Source organism: Hydrogenophaga sp. SNF1 (assembly GCF_034421675.1).
GTDB classification, from domain to species: Bacteria; Pseudomonadota; Gammaproteobacteria; order Burkholderiales; family Burkholderiaceae_C; genus Hydrogenophaga; species Hydrogenophaga borbori.
This window is the reverse complement of the sequence record NZ_CP139793.1, coordinates 871952-887266: the sequence shown is the minus strand read 5'-3', so window position 1 is coordinate 887266 and position 15315 is coordinate 871952. Positions and strand designations below refer to the sequence as shown.

The following is a 15315-nucleotide window of genomic DNA, read 5'->3' as shown; positions in this document are numbered from 1 at the left end:
GGCCTTCACCCCTTTCGACGGCGGCCGATTCTCCGCAGCACAGTTCCCTTCTTTTCAAGGAGCCGCCATGCGTGTGAATCTCCCCGTGTCGCAGCGCGAGTACCCGCTCGCCGAACGGATGACGCTGCTGTCCACCACCGACACCGACAGCCGCATCACCTACGTCAACGAGGCCTTCGTCACCGTCAGCGGCTTCTCGCGCGACGAGCTGCTGGGCCAGCCGCACAACCTGGTGCGCCATCCCGACATGCCGGTGCAGGCCTTCGAGGACATGTGGCGCACGCTGCGGCGCGGCCAGGCCTGGTCGGCGCTGGTGAAGAACCGCCGCAAGGACGGCGACCACTACTGGGTGCGCGCCAACGTCACGCCGCTGCACCGCGACGGCCGGCTCAGCGGCTACCTCTCGGTGCGCACCACGCCCTCGCGCGCCGAGATCGACGAGGCCGAGCACTGGTACGCGCGCTTTCGCGAAGGCCGGGCCGCGGGCCGCGGCTTTCGCCAGGGCCTGCTGGTGCGCACCGGCCCGCTGGCCTGGCTGGACTGGGAACGCACGCTGAGCACCGGCGCGCGCGCCGCGCTGCCGCTGGCGCTGTGCGCCGCCGCGGGCTGGGCGCCGCTGCTGGCCGGTGTCCCGGCCGGCGCGGGCGCGCTGGTCCTGCTGGCCGCACAGGCCAGCGCGCTGGCGCTGGGCCTGGCCTGGTACCGAGCGCAGTTCGGGCGCCCGCTGCGCGAGCTGGGCGAGTACGCCCAGGCCCTGTCCTGCGGCCAGATGCCACCGCCCCACACGGCGCGGCGCCTGGACGCCATCGGCCGGCTGCAGCGCTCGCTGAACCAGGCGGCGCAGAACATGAAGGCCCTGGTCGACGACGTCGGCATCCGCGCCGCGCGCGTGGCCGCGGCCAGCCAGCAGATCGCCACCGGCAACGACGACCTCAACCACCGCACCGACCAGGCCGCGGCCTCGCTGCGGCAGACGGCGGCCTCCATGGACGAGCTGTCGGGCAGCATCCAGCGCAACACGCGGGCCGCGCAGCTCGCCGCCGCGCGCGTGCGCGAAGCCTCCGAGGTCGCCCTGGCGGGCGGCCATGCGGTCAAGGACGTGGTCGGCACCATGGACGGCATCGCCCGCTCGAGCCAGCGCATGGGCGAGATCATCGGCGTGATCGACGCCATCGCCTTCCAGACCAACATCCTGGCGCTCAACGCCGCCGTGGAAGCCGCGCGCGCCGGCGAGCAGGGCCGCGGCTTCGCCGTGGTGGCGGCCGAGGTGCGCGGCCTGGCCCAGCGCAGCGCCGATGCAGCACACGAGATCCGCGCCCTGATCGCGCAGGCCATCGACACGGTGGAGGCGGGCGTGCGCAAGGTCGACGCCGCGGGCGAAACCATCTCGCGCACCAGCGGGCGCGTGAGCGACGCCCATGCGCTGATCGACGAGATGGGCGCCGCTGCCACACACCAGGCCAACCGCGTGGCCGAGGTCGGCCAGGCCATGGCCGAACTCGATCAGGTGACCGCGCGCAACGCCGCCCTGGTGGAAGAGCTGCTGGCCGCCGCGCACAGTCTGCGCGGCGAGGCCAGCCGCCTGGACGCGGCCGTGGGCGTGTTCGCCTAGGCCGTGCCGGCCTGGGTACCGGCCTGGGTGTCGGCCCCCTCGGGGCCACCCATCCCGAGCAGGCGGCCATGCCAGCGGTCGATCTTCACGAACTGCCCGCCCTCGATCAGCAAGCCGATGTGCCGCGCGATGGTCTCGCGCCGCGTGCCCAGCATGCGCGCCAGCTCGGTGTGGCTGGGGATGCGGAACGCCGCGCGGCCTTCCTCGTGCGCGATGAGGCGCAGCGCCTCGCCGAGTTGGGCCGTGACGCTGCCGCCACGCGGCACGCGCGACCAGTCGGCCAGGTTGTCGACGTAGCGCGCCAGGGCCTGGAACAGGCAGCGGCGAAAGCCCCGGTCGCCCATGGCGATCTCATCGACCAGCCGCACCGGGATCTCGCAGACCCGCGCCGGCGTGATGGCCACCAACGTGAGCGCGGCGGGCTGGCGGTACAGGTTGTTGAGCCCGGCCACCTGGCCCTTGCCCAGCAGGCAGACCGGCCGCTTCTCGCCGCGCGCCGCGCGCCGCAGGCCCTGGAACAGGCCCAGCTTGACCACTTTCACGCTGAGCGAGCGCAAGCCCTGCTCCTCGATCTGTCCGCCCAGGGGCACGGCGCGCTCGACGATCTGACCTTGCAAGGCGGCGATGCGCTCGGCCGGCAGGCTGGAGACGATGCAGCGCTGGCGCGTCGAGCACAGGTCGCAGCGGCCACCGGCGGACGCGGCAGCCTTGGTCATGGCGTGGGCAGGCATGGCCGCGATTGTTGACTCGGCCCGGCGCGCGCGCTACGACTTTTGTGGCACCCCGGTGTGCGTTCGATCACTAAGGCAGCGGGATCGCCCCCATGAAAACCGCCGCTGGCGCCATGATGGTCCGGGGAAGGTCGTGCCGACCCGGCCTGGCGCCAGCGGCGCGGCCGGTTTTCCGCCCGCGAGGGCCCACCTGGCGTCCCGGCGGGGACGGTGCCATGCTTGCAACAGACATCGGCTTTGAGAATCTCGGTTCGTGGCTGCAGGTGCTGCAGCGCATCGTCGAACACAGCGCCAACATGGTCGTCATCACCGACCGCGATCAGCGCATCCGCTGGGTCAACCGCGCCTACTCGGCCGTCACCGGCTGGCCACTCGACGAGGTGCAGGGCAAGCGCGCCAGCGAGTTCCTGCACGGCCCGCTGACCAGCCAGCGCGCCACCGCGCAGCTCAAGACGGCGCTGTCGGGCGGGCGCGCGGTGTCGGGCGTCGAACTGGTGAACTACCGCAGGGACGGCCAGGCCTACACCGTGCTGCTCAACATCGAGCCCATCCACGACGGGCATGGCAACGTGGCGGCCTTCTTCTCGATCCAGACCGACATCAGCGAGCGCAAGCGCCTGGAGCTGGCCAACGCCAGCCTGCAGCGCCACCTGGATGCGGCGCAGAAGCTCGCGCGCCTGGGCCGCGTGGAGTACGACCACGAGAGCGCGCGCACGCGTTGGTCTCACGAGGTCTTCGAGCTGCTGGACCGCGCGCCCGACGAGGCCCCGCACGACTTCGCCGAACTGATGGAGGCCGTACCGCCCGAGCGGCGCGAGGGCCTGCGCCACAAGCTCGCGCAATCGCTGCGCACCGGCGAGGCCTTCGACGAGGAGTTCCCGCTGCTCAGCGCCCAGGGCCAGCGGCGCTGGGTGCGCTGCCGCGGCATCCCGGACTTCACCGGCGAGGGCTACCGCCTGCCGGCCACCTGGACGGTGCAGGACGTGACCGTCTACTACGAGCTGCTGGAGGAGCGCCAGCGCACCAACGAAACCCTCAACCGCGTGGTCGGCGAGCGCACGCGCCAGCTCGAGGAGGCCAACCGCACGCTCACCGACTTCTCGCACGCCATCTCGCACGACTTGAAGAAGCCGATCCGCCACATGGTGAGCTTCGCCGAGATCCTGCAGAGCATGCTGGACGCCGGCGACCTGGAGCAGGCCCGGCTGTACGGCGAGAAGGTGCGCGCCGCCGGCCGCCACCTGCAGACCCTGGTGGAGGCGCTGCTGCGCTTCTCGCGCCTGGGCCGCCACGCGGTGGACAAGCAGCCCCTGGCCCTGCGCCAGACCATCGAGCCGCTGGTGGCGGAGGCCCTGGCCACGCACCCCGGGCGGCGCATCGAGTTCAGCGGCCTGGACAGCCTGCCCGTGGTGATGGCCGACCCGGTGCTGATCCACGAGGTCTGGGTCAACCTGATCGACAACGCCGTGAAGTACTCCGCCCAGCGCGATCCCGCGCGCATCGCCTTCGGCTGCCGCGAGGAGGCCGCGGGCTGGGACGTCTGGATCCAGGACAACGGGCGCGGCTTCGACCCCAGCCAGCACGAGCGCATCCTGCAGATGTTCGGCCGCGCCTGCGAAGACCCCGAGATCGCGGGCGACGGCATCGGCCTGGCGCTCACCCAGCAGATCGTCGACAGCCACGGCGGGCGGCTGTGGGGCGCGTCGGCGCCGGGCGAGGGCGCGACCTTCCACGTCTGGCTGCCCAAGCCCGCCGCGCCCTGAACCGGGCCCCGGGGCCACCGCCCGGGCGGCGCGGACGGTTCTTGAAACCGTCACGCCCGCCCTTATCATTAGCACTCGCTGGCGCCGAGTGCTAACATCCGCGCCCGTGCCCCGGTTCCAAGCCGGGGCCCCCTTTTTCCCCTAGCCCTCTTTTCCATTCAGGAGATGCAATGAAACTTCAGCCTCTCGGCGACCGCGTGGTCGTCAAGCGCGTCGACAGCGAAACCAAGACCGCCTCGGGCATCGTCATCCCCGACGCCGCTGCCGAGAAGCCCGATCAGGGCGAAGTCCTGGCCGTGGGCCCGGGCAAGACCGGTGACGACGGCAAAGTGCGCGCCCTGACCGTCAAGGTGGGCGACCGCGTGCTGTTCGGCAAGTACAGCGGCCAGACCGTCAAGGTCGACGGCGACGAGCTGCTCGTCATGAAGGAAGACGACCTGTTCGCGGTCGTCGTGAAGTAATTCCCCTCCCCCTGATTCGTACTGAAGGAGCCAAACATGGCAGCAAAAGACGTGGTTTTCGGCGGCGACGCCCGTGCGCGCATGGTCGAGGGTGTGAACATCCTGGCCAACGCCGTCAAAGTGACCCTGGGCCCCAAGGGCCGCAACGTGGTGCTCGAGCGCTCGTTCGGCGCCCCCACCGTCACCAAGGACGGTGTCTCGGTCGCCAAAGAGATCGAACTGAAGGACAAGCTCCAGAACATGGGCGCGCAGATGGTCAAGGAAGTGGCTTCCAAGACCAGCGACAACGCCGGTGACGGCACCACCACCGCCACCGTGCTGGCCCAGGCCATCGTGCGCGAAGGCATGAAGTACGTGGCCGCCGGCATGAACCCCATGGACCTCAAGCGCGGCATCGACAAGGCCGTCGTGGCCCTGACCGAGCAGCTGAAGAAGGCCTCCAAGGCCACCACCACCAGCAAGGAAATCGCCCAGGTCGGCGCCATCTCCGCCAACTCCGACGAGTCCATCGGCAAGATCATTGCCGACGCCATGGACAAGGTCGGCAAGGAAGGCGTGATCACCGTGGAAGACGGCAAGTCGCTGGACAACGAGCTCGACGTCGTCGAGGGCATGCAGTTTGACCGCGGCTACCTGTCGCCCTACTTCATCAACAACCCCGAGAAGCAGGCCGCCCTGCTGGACAACCCCTTCGTTCTGCTCTTCGACAAGAAGATCAGCAACATCCGCGACCTGCTGCCCGTGCTGGAGCAAGTCGCCAAGGCCGGCCGTCCGCTGCTGATCATCGCCGAGGAAGTCGAAGGCGAAGCCCTGGCGACCCTGGTGGTCAACACCATTCGCGGCATCCTGAAGGTCGTGGCCGTCAAGGCGCCGGGCTTCGGCGACCGCCGCAAGGCCATGCTGGAAGACATCGCCATCCTCACCGGCGGCAAGGTCATCGCTGAAGAAGTGGGCCTGACGCTCGAGAAGGTGACCCTGGCCGACCTGGGCCAGGCCAAGCGCATCGAAGTGGGCAAGGAAAACACCACCATCATCGACGGCGCCGGCGCCGCGGCCGACATCGAGGCCCGCGTCAAGCAGATCCGCATCCAGATCGAAGAAGCCACCAGCGACTACGACCGCGAGAAGCTGCAAGAGCGCGTGGCCAAGCTGGCCGGCGGCGTGGCCGTGATCAAGGTCGGCGCTGCCACCGAGGTCGAGATGAAGGAGAAGAAGGCCCGCGTGGAAGACGCGCTGCACGCCACCCGTGCCGCCGTGGAAGAAGGCATCGTGGCCGGTGGCGGCGTGGCGCTGCTGCGCGCCCGCCAGGCCGCTGGCGCCATCAAGGGCGACAACGCCGACCAGGACGCCGGCATCAAGCTGATCCTCAAGGCCATCGAAGCCCCGCTGCGCGAGATCGTGGCCAACGCCGGTGGCGAGCCGAGCGTGGTGATCAACGCCGTGCTGGGTGGCAAGGGCAACTACGGCTTCAACGCCGCCAACGACACCTACGGCGACATGATCGAGATGGGCATCCTGGACCCGACCAAGGTGACCCGCACCGCGCTGCAGAACGCCGCGTCCGTCGCTTCGCTGATGCTCACGACCGAGTGCATGGTCGCCGAGGCGCCGAAGGAAGACGCGCCGGCCATGCCCGGTGGCGGCATGGGTGGTATGGGCGACATGGGCGGCATGGGCATGTAAGTGCTCCTTGCCAGAGGGCGCATGGCGGCGTTGCAGCCGCTTGCCGTGGCGATGCCGCTGTCAGCGCGTCTGCGCCTTGCCCTGCACCCTCTGGCGGCGTCGTAAGAGCGCCCTGGCGCTCTGCCCGTCTCCAAAGAAAAACCCCGCGATCGCTCGCGGGGTTTTTCTTTGGGGGGACGCCGGTTGGCGCCTGCTCAGACCATCAGCGCTTCGAGCTTGACCGTGTCGGCAGCGAAGGCGCGGATGCCCTCCGCCAGTTTTTCCGTGGCCATCGCGTCTTCGTTGAGCGCGTAGCGAAAGCCCGCCTCGTCGTAGCGCACGGGCGCGATGTCCAGGCGCTTCGCCGCGTCGGCGTCGAGCGCGCGCGACAGCGGCGCTTCGCTGGCCGCGAGCTGGGCCAGCAGCTCGGGGCTGATGGTGAGCAGGTCGCAACCCGCCAGCGCAGTGATCTGGCCCACGTTGCGAAAGCTCGCGCCCATCACTTCGGTGGCCACGCCGTGGCGCTTGTAGAACTCGAAGATGCGGCGCACCGAGCGCACGCCGGGGTCGTTGGCGCCGGCGTTGGCGGCCTCGTCCCATTGGGCGCCGGCCTGCTTCTTGTACCAGTCGTAGATGCGGCCCACGAAGGGCGAGATGAGACGCACGCCGGCCTGGCCGCAGGCCACGGCCTGGGGGAAGGAGAACAGCAGCGTGAGGTTGGTGTGGATGCCTTCGCGCTCCAGTTGCTCGGCCGCGCGGATGCCCTCCCAGGTGGCGGCGATCTTGATCAGCACGCGTTCGCTGTCCACCCCTTCGGCGCGGTACAGGGCGATCAGGCGGCGCGCGCGCTCGAGCGTGGCGGCGGTGTCGAAACTCAGGCGCGCGTCGACCTCGGTGGACACACGGCCCGGAATGAGCCGGAGGATTTCGACGCCGAAGCGCACCAGCAGCCGGTTCATCAGCTCCACCTTGTCGGCCGCGCCATGGCGCGCGATGGCCTCGGCCAGCAGCGGCGCGTACTCGGGCTTCTGCACCGCCTTCAGCACGAGCGAGGGGTTGGTGGTGGCGTCGCGCGGGGCGTAGGCCGCCAGTTGCCGAAAGTCGCCGGTGTCGGCGACCACGGTGGTGAACTGTTTGAGGGCGTCGAGCTGGTTCATGGGCGGATTATGGCGCCGCCAGGTAATAAAATTTCAGCCATTCGGACCACCTGGTAACACGCCATGCTCGACCGCATCAAGGCCTCGATGCCCTCGCTCGCCCCGGCCGAACAGCGCGTGGCCAAGCTCGTGCTGCAAGACCCGCGCAGTTTCGCCAGCCTGCCGGTGAGTGAGCTGGCCGAGCGCGCCCACGTGAGCAAACCCACGGTGGTGCGCTTCTGCCGCAGCATGGGCTACGACGGCCTGTCGGATTTCAAGCTCAAGCTGGCGGGCACCGTGAGCGAAGGCGTGCCCTTCATCCACCGCAGCGTGGACGCCGACGACAAGACCAGCGACGTGATGGTCAAGCTTATCGACAACACCGTGGCGGCCTTTCTCAAGTACCGCAACGACGCCTCGCACCACGCGATCGAGCGCGCCGTGGATGCGCTCGTGGCCACGGGCAAGGCGCGCGGGCGCATCGAGTTCTACGGCGCGGGCAACTCGGGCATCGTCGCGCAGGACGCTCAGCACAAGTTCTTCCGCCTGGGCATCAACGCGGTGGCCTACAGCGACGGCCACATGCAGGTGATGGGCGCCTCGCTGCTGGGGCCGGGCGACTGCCTGGTGATCGTGTCGAACTCGGGCCGCACACGCGACCTGATGGACGCGGCCGACATCGCGCGCCGCCACGGCGCCACGGTGATCACCATCACCACCAGCGGCTCGCCGCTGGCACAAGCCGGGCATATCCACCTGGCGGCCGACCACCCCGAGGGATACGACCGCTACAGCCCCATGACCTCGCGCCTGATGCACCTGATGGTGATCGACATCATGGCCACCTGCCTGGCGCTGCGCATCGGCGGCGCCAAGCTGCAGCCGCTGCTGCGCGAGATGAAGAACAACCTGCGCAACAAGCGCTACGCCTGAGCGTCAAAGCCGGCCTTCCTCCACCGCGTGGCAGGCGATGCGGATGCCGCCGATGTCCTTCAGCACCGGGCGCTCGTGGCGGCAGCGGTCGTTGGCGTGCGGGCAGCGCGGGTTGAAGGCGCAGCCGCTCGGGGGGTTCAGCGGGTTGGGCACCTCGCCCTGCACCGGCGTGCGCGCCTTGCCGGTGTCGTGCATCTTGGGGATGGCGTCGAGCAGCATGCGCGTGTAGGGGTGGCGCGGGCTCTCGAACAGCGTGTGCTTGGGCGCCAGCTCCACCAGGCGGCCCAGGTACATCACGCCCACCTGGTCGCTCACGTGGCGCACCACGGCCAGGTTGTGGCTGATGAACAGGTAGGTGAGCCCGCGCTCGCGCTGCAGGTCCTTCATGATATTGAGCACCTGCGCCTGCACCGACACGTCCAGCGCGCTGGTGGGCTCGTCGCAGACCAGGAAGTCCGGCTGCGTGGCGAGGGCGCGCGCGATGGAAATGCGCTGGCGCTGGCCGCCGCTGAACTGGTGCGGGTACTTCAGGCTGTCGTGCGGGCTCAGGCCCACCGAGCGCAGCAGCTCGTCGACGCGGTCGCGCAGTTTCGCCGGATCGGTTTCGATCTGGTGCTCGCGCAAGGGCTCGGCGATGATGTCCTGCACGCGCCAGCGCGGGTTCAGGCTGGCGTACGGGTCCTGGAAGATCATCTGGATGCGCCGGCGCAGCACGCGCCCGGCGGGCGTCTTGAAAGCGGCGTGCGCGTCCTGGTTGTCGAACTGGAAGCCCCCGCGCGTGGGCTCGTACAGGCCCACCAGCAGGCGCGCCACGGTGCTCTTGCCGCAGCCGGATTCGCCCACCAGCGCCAGCGTCTGGCCGCGCGGGATGTCGAAGCTCACGCCGTCGACGGCGCGCAGCAGCTGACGCGGCTTGCGCTCCAGCACGCGGTTGAGCCAGGGGGGCGAGACGTCGAAGGTCTTGGCCAGGTCGGTGGCGCGCACCAGCGCGGCGGCGTCGGTGGTCACGGTGGTGCTGCTCATGCCACGGCTCCCGAGGCCTGCAGCCAGCAGGCCGCGCGCGTGGCGCCCGCGTCCATGAGGTCGGGGCGCTCGACATGGCAACGATCGAACACGCGCTCGCAGCGCGGGTTGTAGGCGCAACCCTTGGGAATGGCGTTGAGGCGCGGCATGGCGCCGTCGATCTGGTGCAGCCGCTCGCGTTCCTGGCTCATGTCGGGGATGCAGGCCATCAGGCCACGGGTATAGGGGTGGGCCGGCTGGTTGATCACCTCGTGCACGGGGCCGATCTCGGCGACGCGCCCGGCGTACATCACGGCCACGCGGTCGCAGGTTTCGGCGATCACGCCCATGTCGTGCGTGATCAGCATGACGGCTGCGCCGCGCTGTTTGCAGATGCTCTTGAGCAGCGTGATGATCTGCGCCTGGATGGACACGTCCAGCGCGGTCGTGGGCTCGTCGGCGACGATGAGTTGGGGCTCGGCCGCCAGCGCCAGCGCGATGACCACCCGCTGACGCATGCCGCCGCTGAACTGGTGCGGGTAGTGGTCGATGCGCTGTTCGGCCGCCGGAATACCGGTGTCCCGGAGCAGCTGGATCGCGCGCTCGCGCGCCTCGGCCGCGCTCACCGGCAGGTGCGTGGTGATGGTTTCGATCAGCTGGCGGCCCACCGAGTACAGCGGGTTCAGCGAGGTCAGCGGGTCCTGGAAGATGGCGCCGATCTTGCGCCCGCGGATGCGCCGCATTTTTTCGTTCGGCAGGTTGTCGATGCGCTGGCCTTCGAGCAGGACCTGTCCCGAGGCGATGCGCCCGGGCGGCTCCAGCAGGCCAATGATGGACGCGCCGGTGAGCGACTTGCCCGCACCGGACTCGCCCACCACGCCCAGGATCTCGCCGGGCGCGATGTCGAAGGAGATGTCGTCCAGCGCGCGCAGGGTGCCGCGGCGCGTGGGGAACTCGACGACGAGGTTCTTGACTTGCAGCAGGCTCATGGTCAGCGCAGCCTTGGGTTGAGAGCGTCGCGCAGCCAGTCGCCCAGCAGGTTCACGCTGAGCGCGATGAGGATGAGCATGAGGCCGGGGAAGATGGTGATCCACCACTCGCCCGAGAACAGGTAGTCGTTGCCCACGCGAATGAGCGTGCCCAGCGAGGGCGAGGTGGGCGGCGCGCCCACGCCCAGGAAGGACAGCGTGGCCTCGGTGATGATGGCCGTGGCGACCTGGATGGTGGCCAGCACCAGCACCGGGCCCATGACGTTGGGCAGCACGTGGCGGCCCATGATGCGCAGCGGCGCCACGCCGGTCACGCGCGCGGCCTGCACGTACTCCTTGCTGCGCTCCACCAGCGTGGAGCCGCGCACCGTGCGGGCGTACTGAACCCAGCCGGCCAGGGTGATGGAGATGATGAGCACGCCGAAGGCCAGCGTCTCGTGCGCGTTGGGGAACAGCGCGCGGCCCACGCCCGCGATCAGCAGCGCGATGAGGATGGGCGGGAAGGACAGCATCACGTCGCACAGGCGCATCAGGAAGCCGTCAAGCCAGCCGCCCACGAAGCCGGCCAACAGGCCCAGGGTCACGCCGATGAGCACCGACAGCACCACCGAAGCCAGGCCCACCGCAAGCGAGATGCGCGCGCCGTACATGAGCGCGGAGAGGATGTCGCGGCCCTGGTCGTCGGTGCCCAGCACGAACTGTGGGTTGCCGCCTTCCTGCCACACGGGCGGCAGGCGCGCGTTCATCAGGTCCAGCGAGGCCAGGTCGAAGGGGTTGTGGGGGGCGATCCAGGTGGCGAAGAGCGCGCAGACGATGCAAACGGCAGCGATCAGCGCGGCCACGATGGCCGTGGGCGAGGTGCGAAAGCTGTACCCGACGTCGCTGTCGAGCGCGCGGCGAATGGTGGCGATCAAGTCAATGTCCCGAAAGAAGAGGCGGATCGGAAGGCCAGGGCCAGCGCGGAACCGGCTCCGCCGGGCCGCTGCTGGCGCCCCCCTTGGGGGGTGACGCCGCAGGCGGCGCGGGGGTGGCCTTATTTCACCGACATGTAGCGGAACGGCATGAAGTTGTCGGCGAGCTGGGCCAGCGTGACGTTGTTGGCCACGCCCCAGGCCAGGGCCTGCTGGTGCAGCGGCAGGTGGCCGACGTCGTCGGCATGGATCTTGAAGGCTTCGCGGATCATGGCGTCGCGCTTGGCCTTGTCGGTCTCCGATTGGATCTGCTTGGTCAGCTCATCCACCTTGGGGTTGCAATAGGAACCCAGGTTGAACTGGCCCGAACCGGAATCGTCCACGCAGCGCATGAGCGCGTTGAGCGCGTTGTGCGAGTCGTAGGTGCCCGGCGTCCAGCCCAGCATGTAGAAGCTGGTGTCGCGGCGCAGGATTTTCGGGAAGTAGGTGCCCTTGGTCTCGGCCTGCAGGTTGATCTTGACGCCCACGCGCGCCAGGTTGGCGGCCACCGCCTGGCAGATGTTGCCGTCGTTGACGTAGCGGTCGTTCGGGCAGTTCAGGGTCACCTCGAAGCCGTTCGGGTAACCGGCCTCGGCCAGCAGCTTCTTCGAGGCCTCGGCGTCGAAGGGCAGGCGGGTGTTCATGGCGGGGTCGAAGCCATTGATGCCAGGGCCGACCATCAACGCCGTGGGCGCGGAGGCACCACGCATCACCGTGCGCTGGATGCCCTGGATGTCGATGGCCTGGTAGAAGGCCTGGCGAACGCGCTTGTCCTTGAAGGGGTTCTTGCCCTTCACGTTGGAGTACAGCAGCTCGTCGCGCTTCTGGTCCATGCCCAGGAAGATGGTGCGCAGCTCGGGGCCCTGCATCACCTTGGACTTGCCGCTGGCGTTGATGCGCGCCACGTCCTGCAGCGGCACGGGCTCGATCACGTCCACCTGACCCGACAGCAGCGCGGCCACACGCGTGGCGTCGTTGCCGATGGGCGTGTACTCGACGTTGACGACGTTGCCTTCGATCTTGCCCCAGTAGTTGCCGTTGCGCTGGAAGGTGGTCTTCACGTTGGGTTGGCGCTCGCGCAGGCGGAACGGGCCGGTGCCATTGGCGCGGAACGAGGCCGCGTTTTCGATGCCCTTGCGGCGGTCCACCGGGCGCGTGGCCTGGTTGTCCTCGCACCACTTCTTGCTCATGATGTACAGCAGCGACAGCACATCGGGCAGGATGGGGAACGGGCCCTTGGTTTCGACCTCGACCGTGTGCGAGTTGACCTTGCGCACGTCTTTCACGTCGTTCACGTAGCTCTTCATGTCCGAGCCTTCGCCCGCGGCGCGCGCGAAGGTGAACAGCACGTCGTCGGCGGTGAAGGGCGTGCCATCGTGGAATTCAACGCCCTTGCGCAGCTCGAAGCGCCAGACGGTGGGCGAGGTCTGCTTCCAGCTCGTGGCCAGGCCGGGCACCAGCTTGAGGTTGCGGTCGCGCGCCACCAGCGGCTCGTAGACGTTGCCCGTCACGGTGAGCTGCAGCGACTCGTTGAGCGAGTGCGGGTCCATCGACAGGGCATCACCCTGGTTACCGATGCGCACCGTCTGGGCGCTGGCGGCGCCAGCCGCCAGGGCTGCGGCCACGAGCAGGGCAGCCGAGGATTTTTTGAGATTCATGCGTCGCTCCTTGCGGGGGTGGGTGAGGGGGTGGACTGGGAAAGGGCCTGGCGCGGCGCGCTGGCCTCGCTGGCCAGTGGCATGCCTTGTTCGATGAGGCTGGCGTGCAAGGCGGCGCCCAAGGGCAACACCTCGTCGTTGAAGTCGTAGCGGCTGTTGTGCAGGAAGCAGGCGCCCTGCCCGTTGTCGGCGCCCTGCCCCAGGCGCAGGTAGGCGCCGGGCTTGACCTGCAGCATGAAGGAGAAGTCCTCCGCGCCCATGCTCGGGTCCATGTTGCGGTCCACGTGCTCGTGGCCCACCAGCCTTTGCGCCACCTCCATCGCGAAGCGGGCCTCGTCGCGCGTATTGATGGTGGCGGGGTAGATGCGCTCGTAGTTCAGGTGGGCCGAGGCACCCAGGCCCAAGGCCACGCCGGAGCACACCTCGTGCAGGCGCTTCTCGACCATGGCCTGCACCTCGGGGTTGAAGGTGCGCACGGTACCGATCAGGCGCGCCGTGCCCGGGATCACGCTGAAGGCGCCCGGGTCTCCGGCCTGCATGGAGCACAGGCTGATCACGGCGCTGTCGATCGCGCGCACGTTGCGCGAGACAATGCTCTGCACCGCCGTGATGATGTGGGCCGCCACCAGCACCGGGTCGACCGCGGCATAGGGGTGCGCGCCATGGCCGCCCTTGCCGGTGACTTCGATGGTGATGCGGTCGGCCGAGGCCATCATGGGCCCGGGGTTCACGCCCACCGTGCCTGGGCGCATCTGCGGCCAGTTGTGCATCGCGAACACCGAGTTCACGGGAAAGCGCTCGAACAGGCCGTCCTCGATCATGGCCTTGGCGCCGGCGAAGCCTTCCTCGCCGGGCTGGAAGATGAGCACGGCCGTGCCGTCGAACTGCCGCGTCTCGGCCAGGTAGCGCGCCGCGCCCACCAGCATGGCCGTGTGGCCGTCGTGGCCGCAGCCGTGCATCATGCCGGGCCTGCCCGACTTCCAGGCAAAGTCGTTGTGCTCGGTCATGGGCAGCGCGTCCATGTCGGCGCGCAGGCCGATCATGCGGCCGCTGCCGGTCTGGCGACCGCGGATGACCGCCACCACGCCAGTCTTGCCGATGCCGGTGTGGACCTCGTCCACCCCGCAGACTTTGAGCGACTCCACCACGCGCTTGGCCGTGTAGACCTCCTCGAAACCGAGTTCGGGGTGGGCATGCAGGTCGCGGCGCAGCGCCGTGAGCTCGGGGTGGAAAGCCGCGATGTGCGCGAACGCCGGTCCATGTACCTTGTAGCGGGACTTGCTCATGTCAGGTCTCCCGCCGGGCCGCCGCAAGGGAGACCTGCGCCCCCTTGGGGGGCAGCGAATACACGAAGTGATGCGCGTGGGCGTTCATGATCAATGCCCTCCGGCCTTCTCCACGCGCAGGCGCGGATCGACCACAAAGTACAACAGATCGACGATGAGGTTGATCACCACGAAGATCAGCGCGATCAGGCACAGGTAGGCGGCCATCACGGGGATATCGGCGAAGGTCACGGCCTGGATGAACAGCAGGCCCATGCCCGGCCACTGGAACACCGTCTCGGTGATGATGGCGAAGGCGATGAGGCCGCCGAGCTGCAGACCGGTGATGGTCATCACCGGCACCAGCGTGTTCTTCAGCGCGTGGCCGAAATGCACGGCGCGATTGGTGAGCCCGCGGGCGCGCGCGAACTTGATGTAATCGGTGCGCAGCACCTCCAGCATCTCGGCGCGCACCAGCCGCATGATCAGGGTGAGCTGGAAGATGGCCAGCGTGATCGCGGGCAGCGTGATGTGGATCCATCCCTTGGTCGTCAGCAGGCCGGTGCTCCACCAGCCCAGCGCGACCACGTCGCCGCGGCCGAAGCTGGGAAACCAGCCCAGGTGCACCGCGAACACGAGGATCAGCAGGATGCCGATCAGGAAGGTGGGCAGCGACACCCCGAGCAGCGAGATCGTCATGAAGACCTGGCTGAGGAAAGTGCCGCGCTTGAGCGCCGCATACACGCCCATGGGAATGCCCACCAGCAGCGCGAGCACCGCCGCCACCATGGACAGCTCCAGCGTGGCCGGGAAACGCTCGGCGATGAGGCGCGACACCTTGGCGCCCTGGCGCAGGCTCAGGCCGAACTCGCCCTGCGCGGCGTTGACCAGGAAGTGCCAGAACTGAACGAAGAAGGGCTGGTCCAGGCCCAGATCGGCGCGCAGGGTGCGCACCTGCTCCGGCGTGGCGTCCTGACCGAGCAGGAAGACCACCGGGTCTCCGACGTACTGGAACAGCATGAATGCGATCAGCGCCACGCTGACCATGACGATCACCGCCTGGGCGAGCCGTCGGAGGATGAATGCGAACATCGATGAAAAAAGCAAGAGAGGGTCGCGCCCGGAAGGAGGCGACCCTCTTTGGTCAATACCC

Annotated in this window: 13 protein-coding genes; 5 read left to right on the top strand and 8 right to left on the bottom strand. The window is 68.9% G+C overall.

The window, feature by feature from the left end:
- Positions 1-67: 67 nt before the first annotated feature.
- Positions 68-1612 carry a methyl-accepting chemotaxis protein gene (locus SOM08_RS04295; RefSeq protein ID WP_322470118.1) on the top strand — a complete coding sequence of 515 codons (1545 nt, stop codon included), beginning with the start codon at positions 68-70 and terminating at the stop codon, positions 1610-1612.
- On the opposite strand, the gene SOM08_RS04290 is transcribed toward SOM08_RS04295, so the two are convergent.
- Positions 1609-2328, bottom strand: a complete 720-nt coding sequence (locus tag SOM08_RS04290; protein ID WP_116958399.1) for a Crp/Fnr family transcriptional regulator — start codon at positions 2326-2328, stop codon at positions 1609-1611. The genes SOM08_RS04295 and SOM08_RS04290 overlap by 4 nt on opposite strands.
- A 230-nt stretch (positions 2329-2558) precedes the next feature.
- Here SOM08_RS04290 and SOM08_RS04285 point away from each other — a divergent pair, with 230 nt between their 5' ends.
- The 3 genes from SOM08_RS04285 to groL all read left to right on the top strand — a co-directional run bounded on the left by SOM08_RS04285 (position 2559) and on the right by groL (position 6250).
- Positions 2559-4106, top strand: coding sequence for a sensor histidine kinase (locus SOM08_RS04285; protein ID WP_181936444.1), 1548 nt, complete (start codon positions 2559-2561; stop codon positions 4104-4106).
- A gap of 170 nt (positions 4107-4276) precedes the next feature.
- Positions 4277-4567, top strand: coding sequence for a co-chaperone GroES (gene groES / locus SOM08_RS04280; protein WP_070399180.1), 291 nt, complete (start codon positions 4277-4279; stop codon positions 4565-4567).
- Positions 4568-4603: 36 nt separating this feature from the next.
- Positions 4604-6250 carry a chaperonin GroEL gene (gene groL, locus SOM08_RS04275; RefSeq protein ID WP_070399181.1) on the top strand — a complete coding sequence of 549 codons (1647 nt, stop codon included), beginning with the start codon at positions 4604-4606 and terminating at the stop codon, positions 6248-6250.
- 194 nt (positions 6251-6444) lie between these two features.
- On the opposite strand, the gene tal is transcribed toward groL, so the two are convergent.
- Positions 6445-7386 carry a transaldolase gene (tal, locus tag SOM08_RS04270; RefSeq protein WP_322470117.1) on the bottom strand — a complete coding sequence of 314 codons (942 nt, stop codon included), beginning with the start codon at positions 7384-7386 and terminating at the stop codon, positions 6445-6447.
- Between the two features lie 63 nt (positions 7387-7449).
- Between tal and SOM08_RS04265 the strand changes: the two genes are divergently transcribed.
- Positions 7450-8298, top strand: coding sequence for a MurR/RpiR family transcriptional regulator (locus SOM08_RS04265; protein WP_070399183.1), 849 nt, complete (start codon positions 7450-7452; stop codon positions 8296-8298).
- A 3-nt stretch (positions 8299-8301) separates the two neighbouring features.
- Here SOM08_RS04265 and SOM08_RS04260 read toward each other — a convergent pair whose 3' ends face one another.
- The 6 genes from SOM08_RS04260 to SOM08_RS04235 all read right to left on the bottom strand — a co-directional run bounded on the left by SOM08_RS04260 (position 8302) and on the right by SOM08_RS04235 (position 15254).
- Positions 8302-9321 (bottom strand): dipeptide ABC transporter ATP-binding protein, encoded by a 1020-nt coding sequence (locus SOM08_RS04260; RefSeq protein WP_322470116.1) that lies wholly within the window; start codon positions 9319-9321, stop codon positions 8302-8304.
- Positions 9318-10289 (bottom strand): ABC transporter ATP-binding protein, encoded by a 972-nt coding sequence (locus SOM08_RS04255; protein ID WP_116958403.1) that lies wholly within the window; start codon positions 10287-10289, stop codon positions 9318-9320. Before SOM08_RS04255 ends, SOM08_RS04260 begins: the two co-directional genes overlap by 4 nt.
- 2 nt (positions 10290-10291) lie before the next feature.
- Positions 10292-11203, bottom strand: coding sequence for an ABC transporter permease (locus SOM08_RS04250; protein ID WP_322470115.1), 912 nt, complete (start codon positions 11201-11203; stop codon positions 10292-10294).
- Between the two features lie 119 nt (positions 11204-11322).
- Positions 11323-12897, bottom strand: a complete 1575-nt coding sequence (locus tag SOM08_RS04245; protein ID WP_116958405.1) for an ABC transporter substrate-binding protein — start codon at positions 12895-12897, stop codon at positions 11323-11325.
- Positions 12894-14183 carry a M20 aminoacylase family protein gene (locus SOM08_RS04240; protein ID WP_116958406.1) on the bottom strand — a complete coding sequence of 430 codons (1290 nt, stop codon included), beginning with the start codon at positions 14181-14183 and terminating at the stop codon, positions 12894-12896. The genes SOM08_RS04245 and SOM08_RS04240 overlap by 4 nt, the downstream gene beginning before the upstream one ends.
- Positions 14184-14273: 90 nt before the next feature.
- Positions 14274-15254, bottom strand: a complete 981-nt coding sequence (locus SOM08_RS04235) for an ABC transporter permease (protein ID WP_116958407.1) — start codon at positions 15252-15254, stop codon at positions 14274-14276.
- Positions 15255-15315: the final 61 nt, after the last annotated feature.

Bases quoted from the DNA above. Each gene is read 5' to 3' on its own strand.
- groL (WP_070399181.1), top strand. From the start codon at position 4,604: ATGGCAGCAAAAGACGTGGTTTTCGGCGGCGACGCCCGTGCGCGCATG.
- SOM08_RS04265 (WP_070399183.1), top strand. From the start codon at position 7,450: ATGCTCGACCGCATCAAGGCCTCGATGCCCTCGCTCGCCCCGGCCGAA.
- groES (WP_070399180.1), top strand. From the start codon at position 4,277: ATGAAACTTCAGCCTCTCGGCGACCGCGTGGTCGTCAAGCGCGTCGAC.
- SOM08_RS04285 (WP_181936444.1), top strand. From the start codon at position 2,559: ATGCTTGCAACAGACATCGGCTTTGAGAATCTCGGTTCGTGGCTGCAG.
- tal (WP_322470117.1), bottom strand. From the start codon at position 7,386: ATGAACCAGCTCGACGCCCTCAAACAGTTCACCACCGTGGTCGCCGAC.
- SOM08_RS04255 (WP_116958403.1), bottom strand. From the start codon at position 10,289: ATGAGCCTGCTGCAAGTCAAGAACCTCGTCGTCGAGTTCCCCACGCGC.
- SOM08_RS04235 (WP_116958407.1), bottom strand. From the start codon at position 15,254: ATGTTCGCATTCATCCTCCGACGGCTCGCCCAGGCGGTGATCGTCATG.
- SOM08_RS04245 (WP_116958405.1), bottom strand. From the start codon at position 12,897: ATGAATCTCAAAAAATCCTCGGCTGCCCTGCTCGTGGCCGCAGCCCTG.
- SOM08_RS04240 (WP_116958406.1), bottom strand. From the start codon at position 14,183: ATGAGCAAGTCCCGCTACAAGGTACATGGACCGGCGTTCGCGCACATC.
- SOM08_RS04290 (WP_116958399.1), bottom strand. From the start codon at position 2,328: ATGACCAAGGCTGCCGCGTCCGCCGGTGGCCGCTGCGACCTGTGCTCG.
- SOM08_RS04295 (WP_322470118.1), top strand. From the start codon at position 68: ATGCGTGTGAATCTCCCCGTGTCGCAGCGCGAGTACCCGCTCGCCGAA.
- SOM08_RS04260 (WP_322470116.1), bottom strand. From the start codon at position 9,321: ATGAGCAGCACCACCGTGACCACCGACGCCGCCGCGCTGGTGCGCGCC.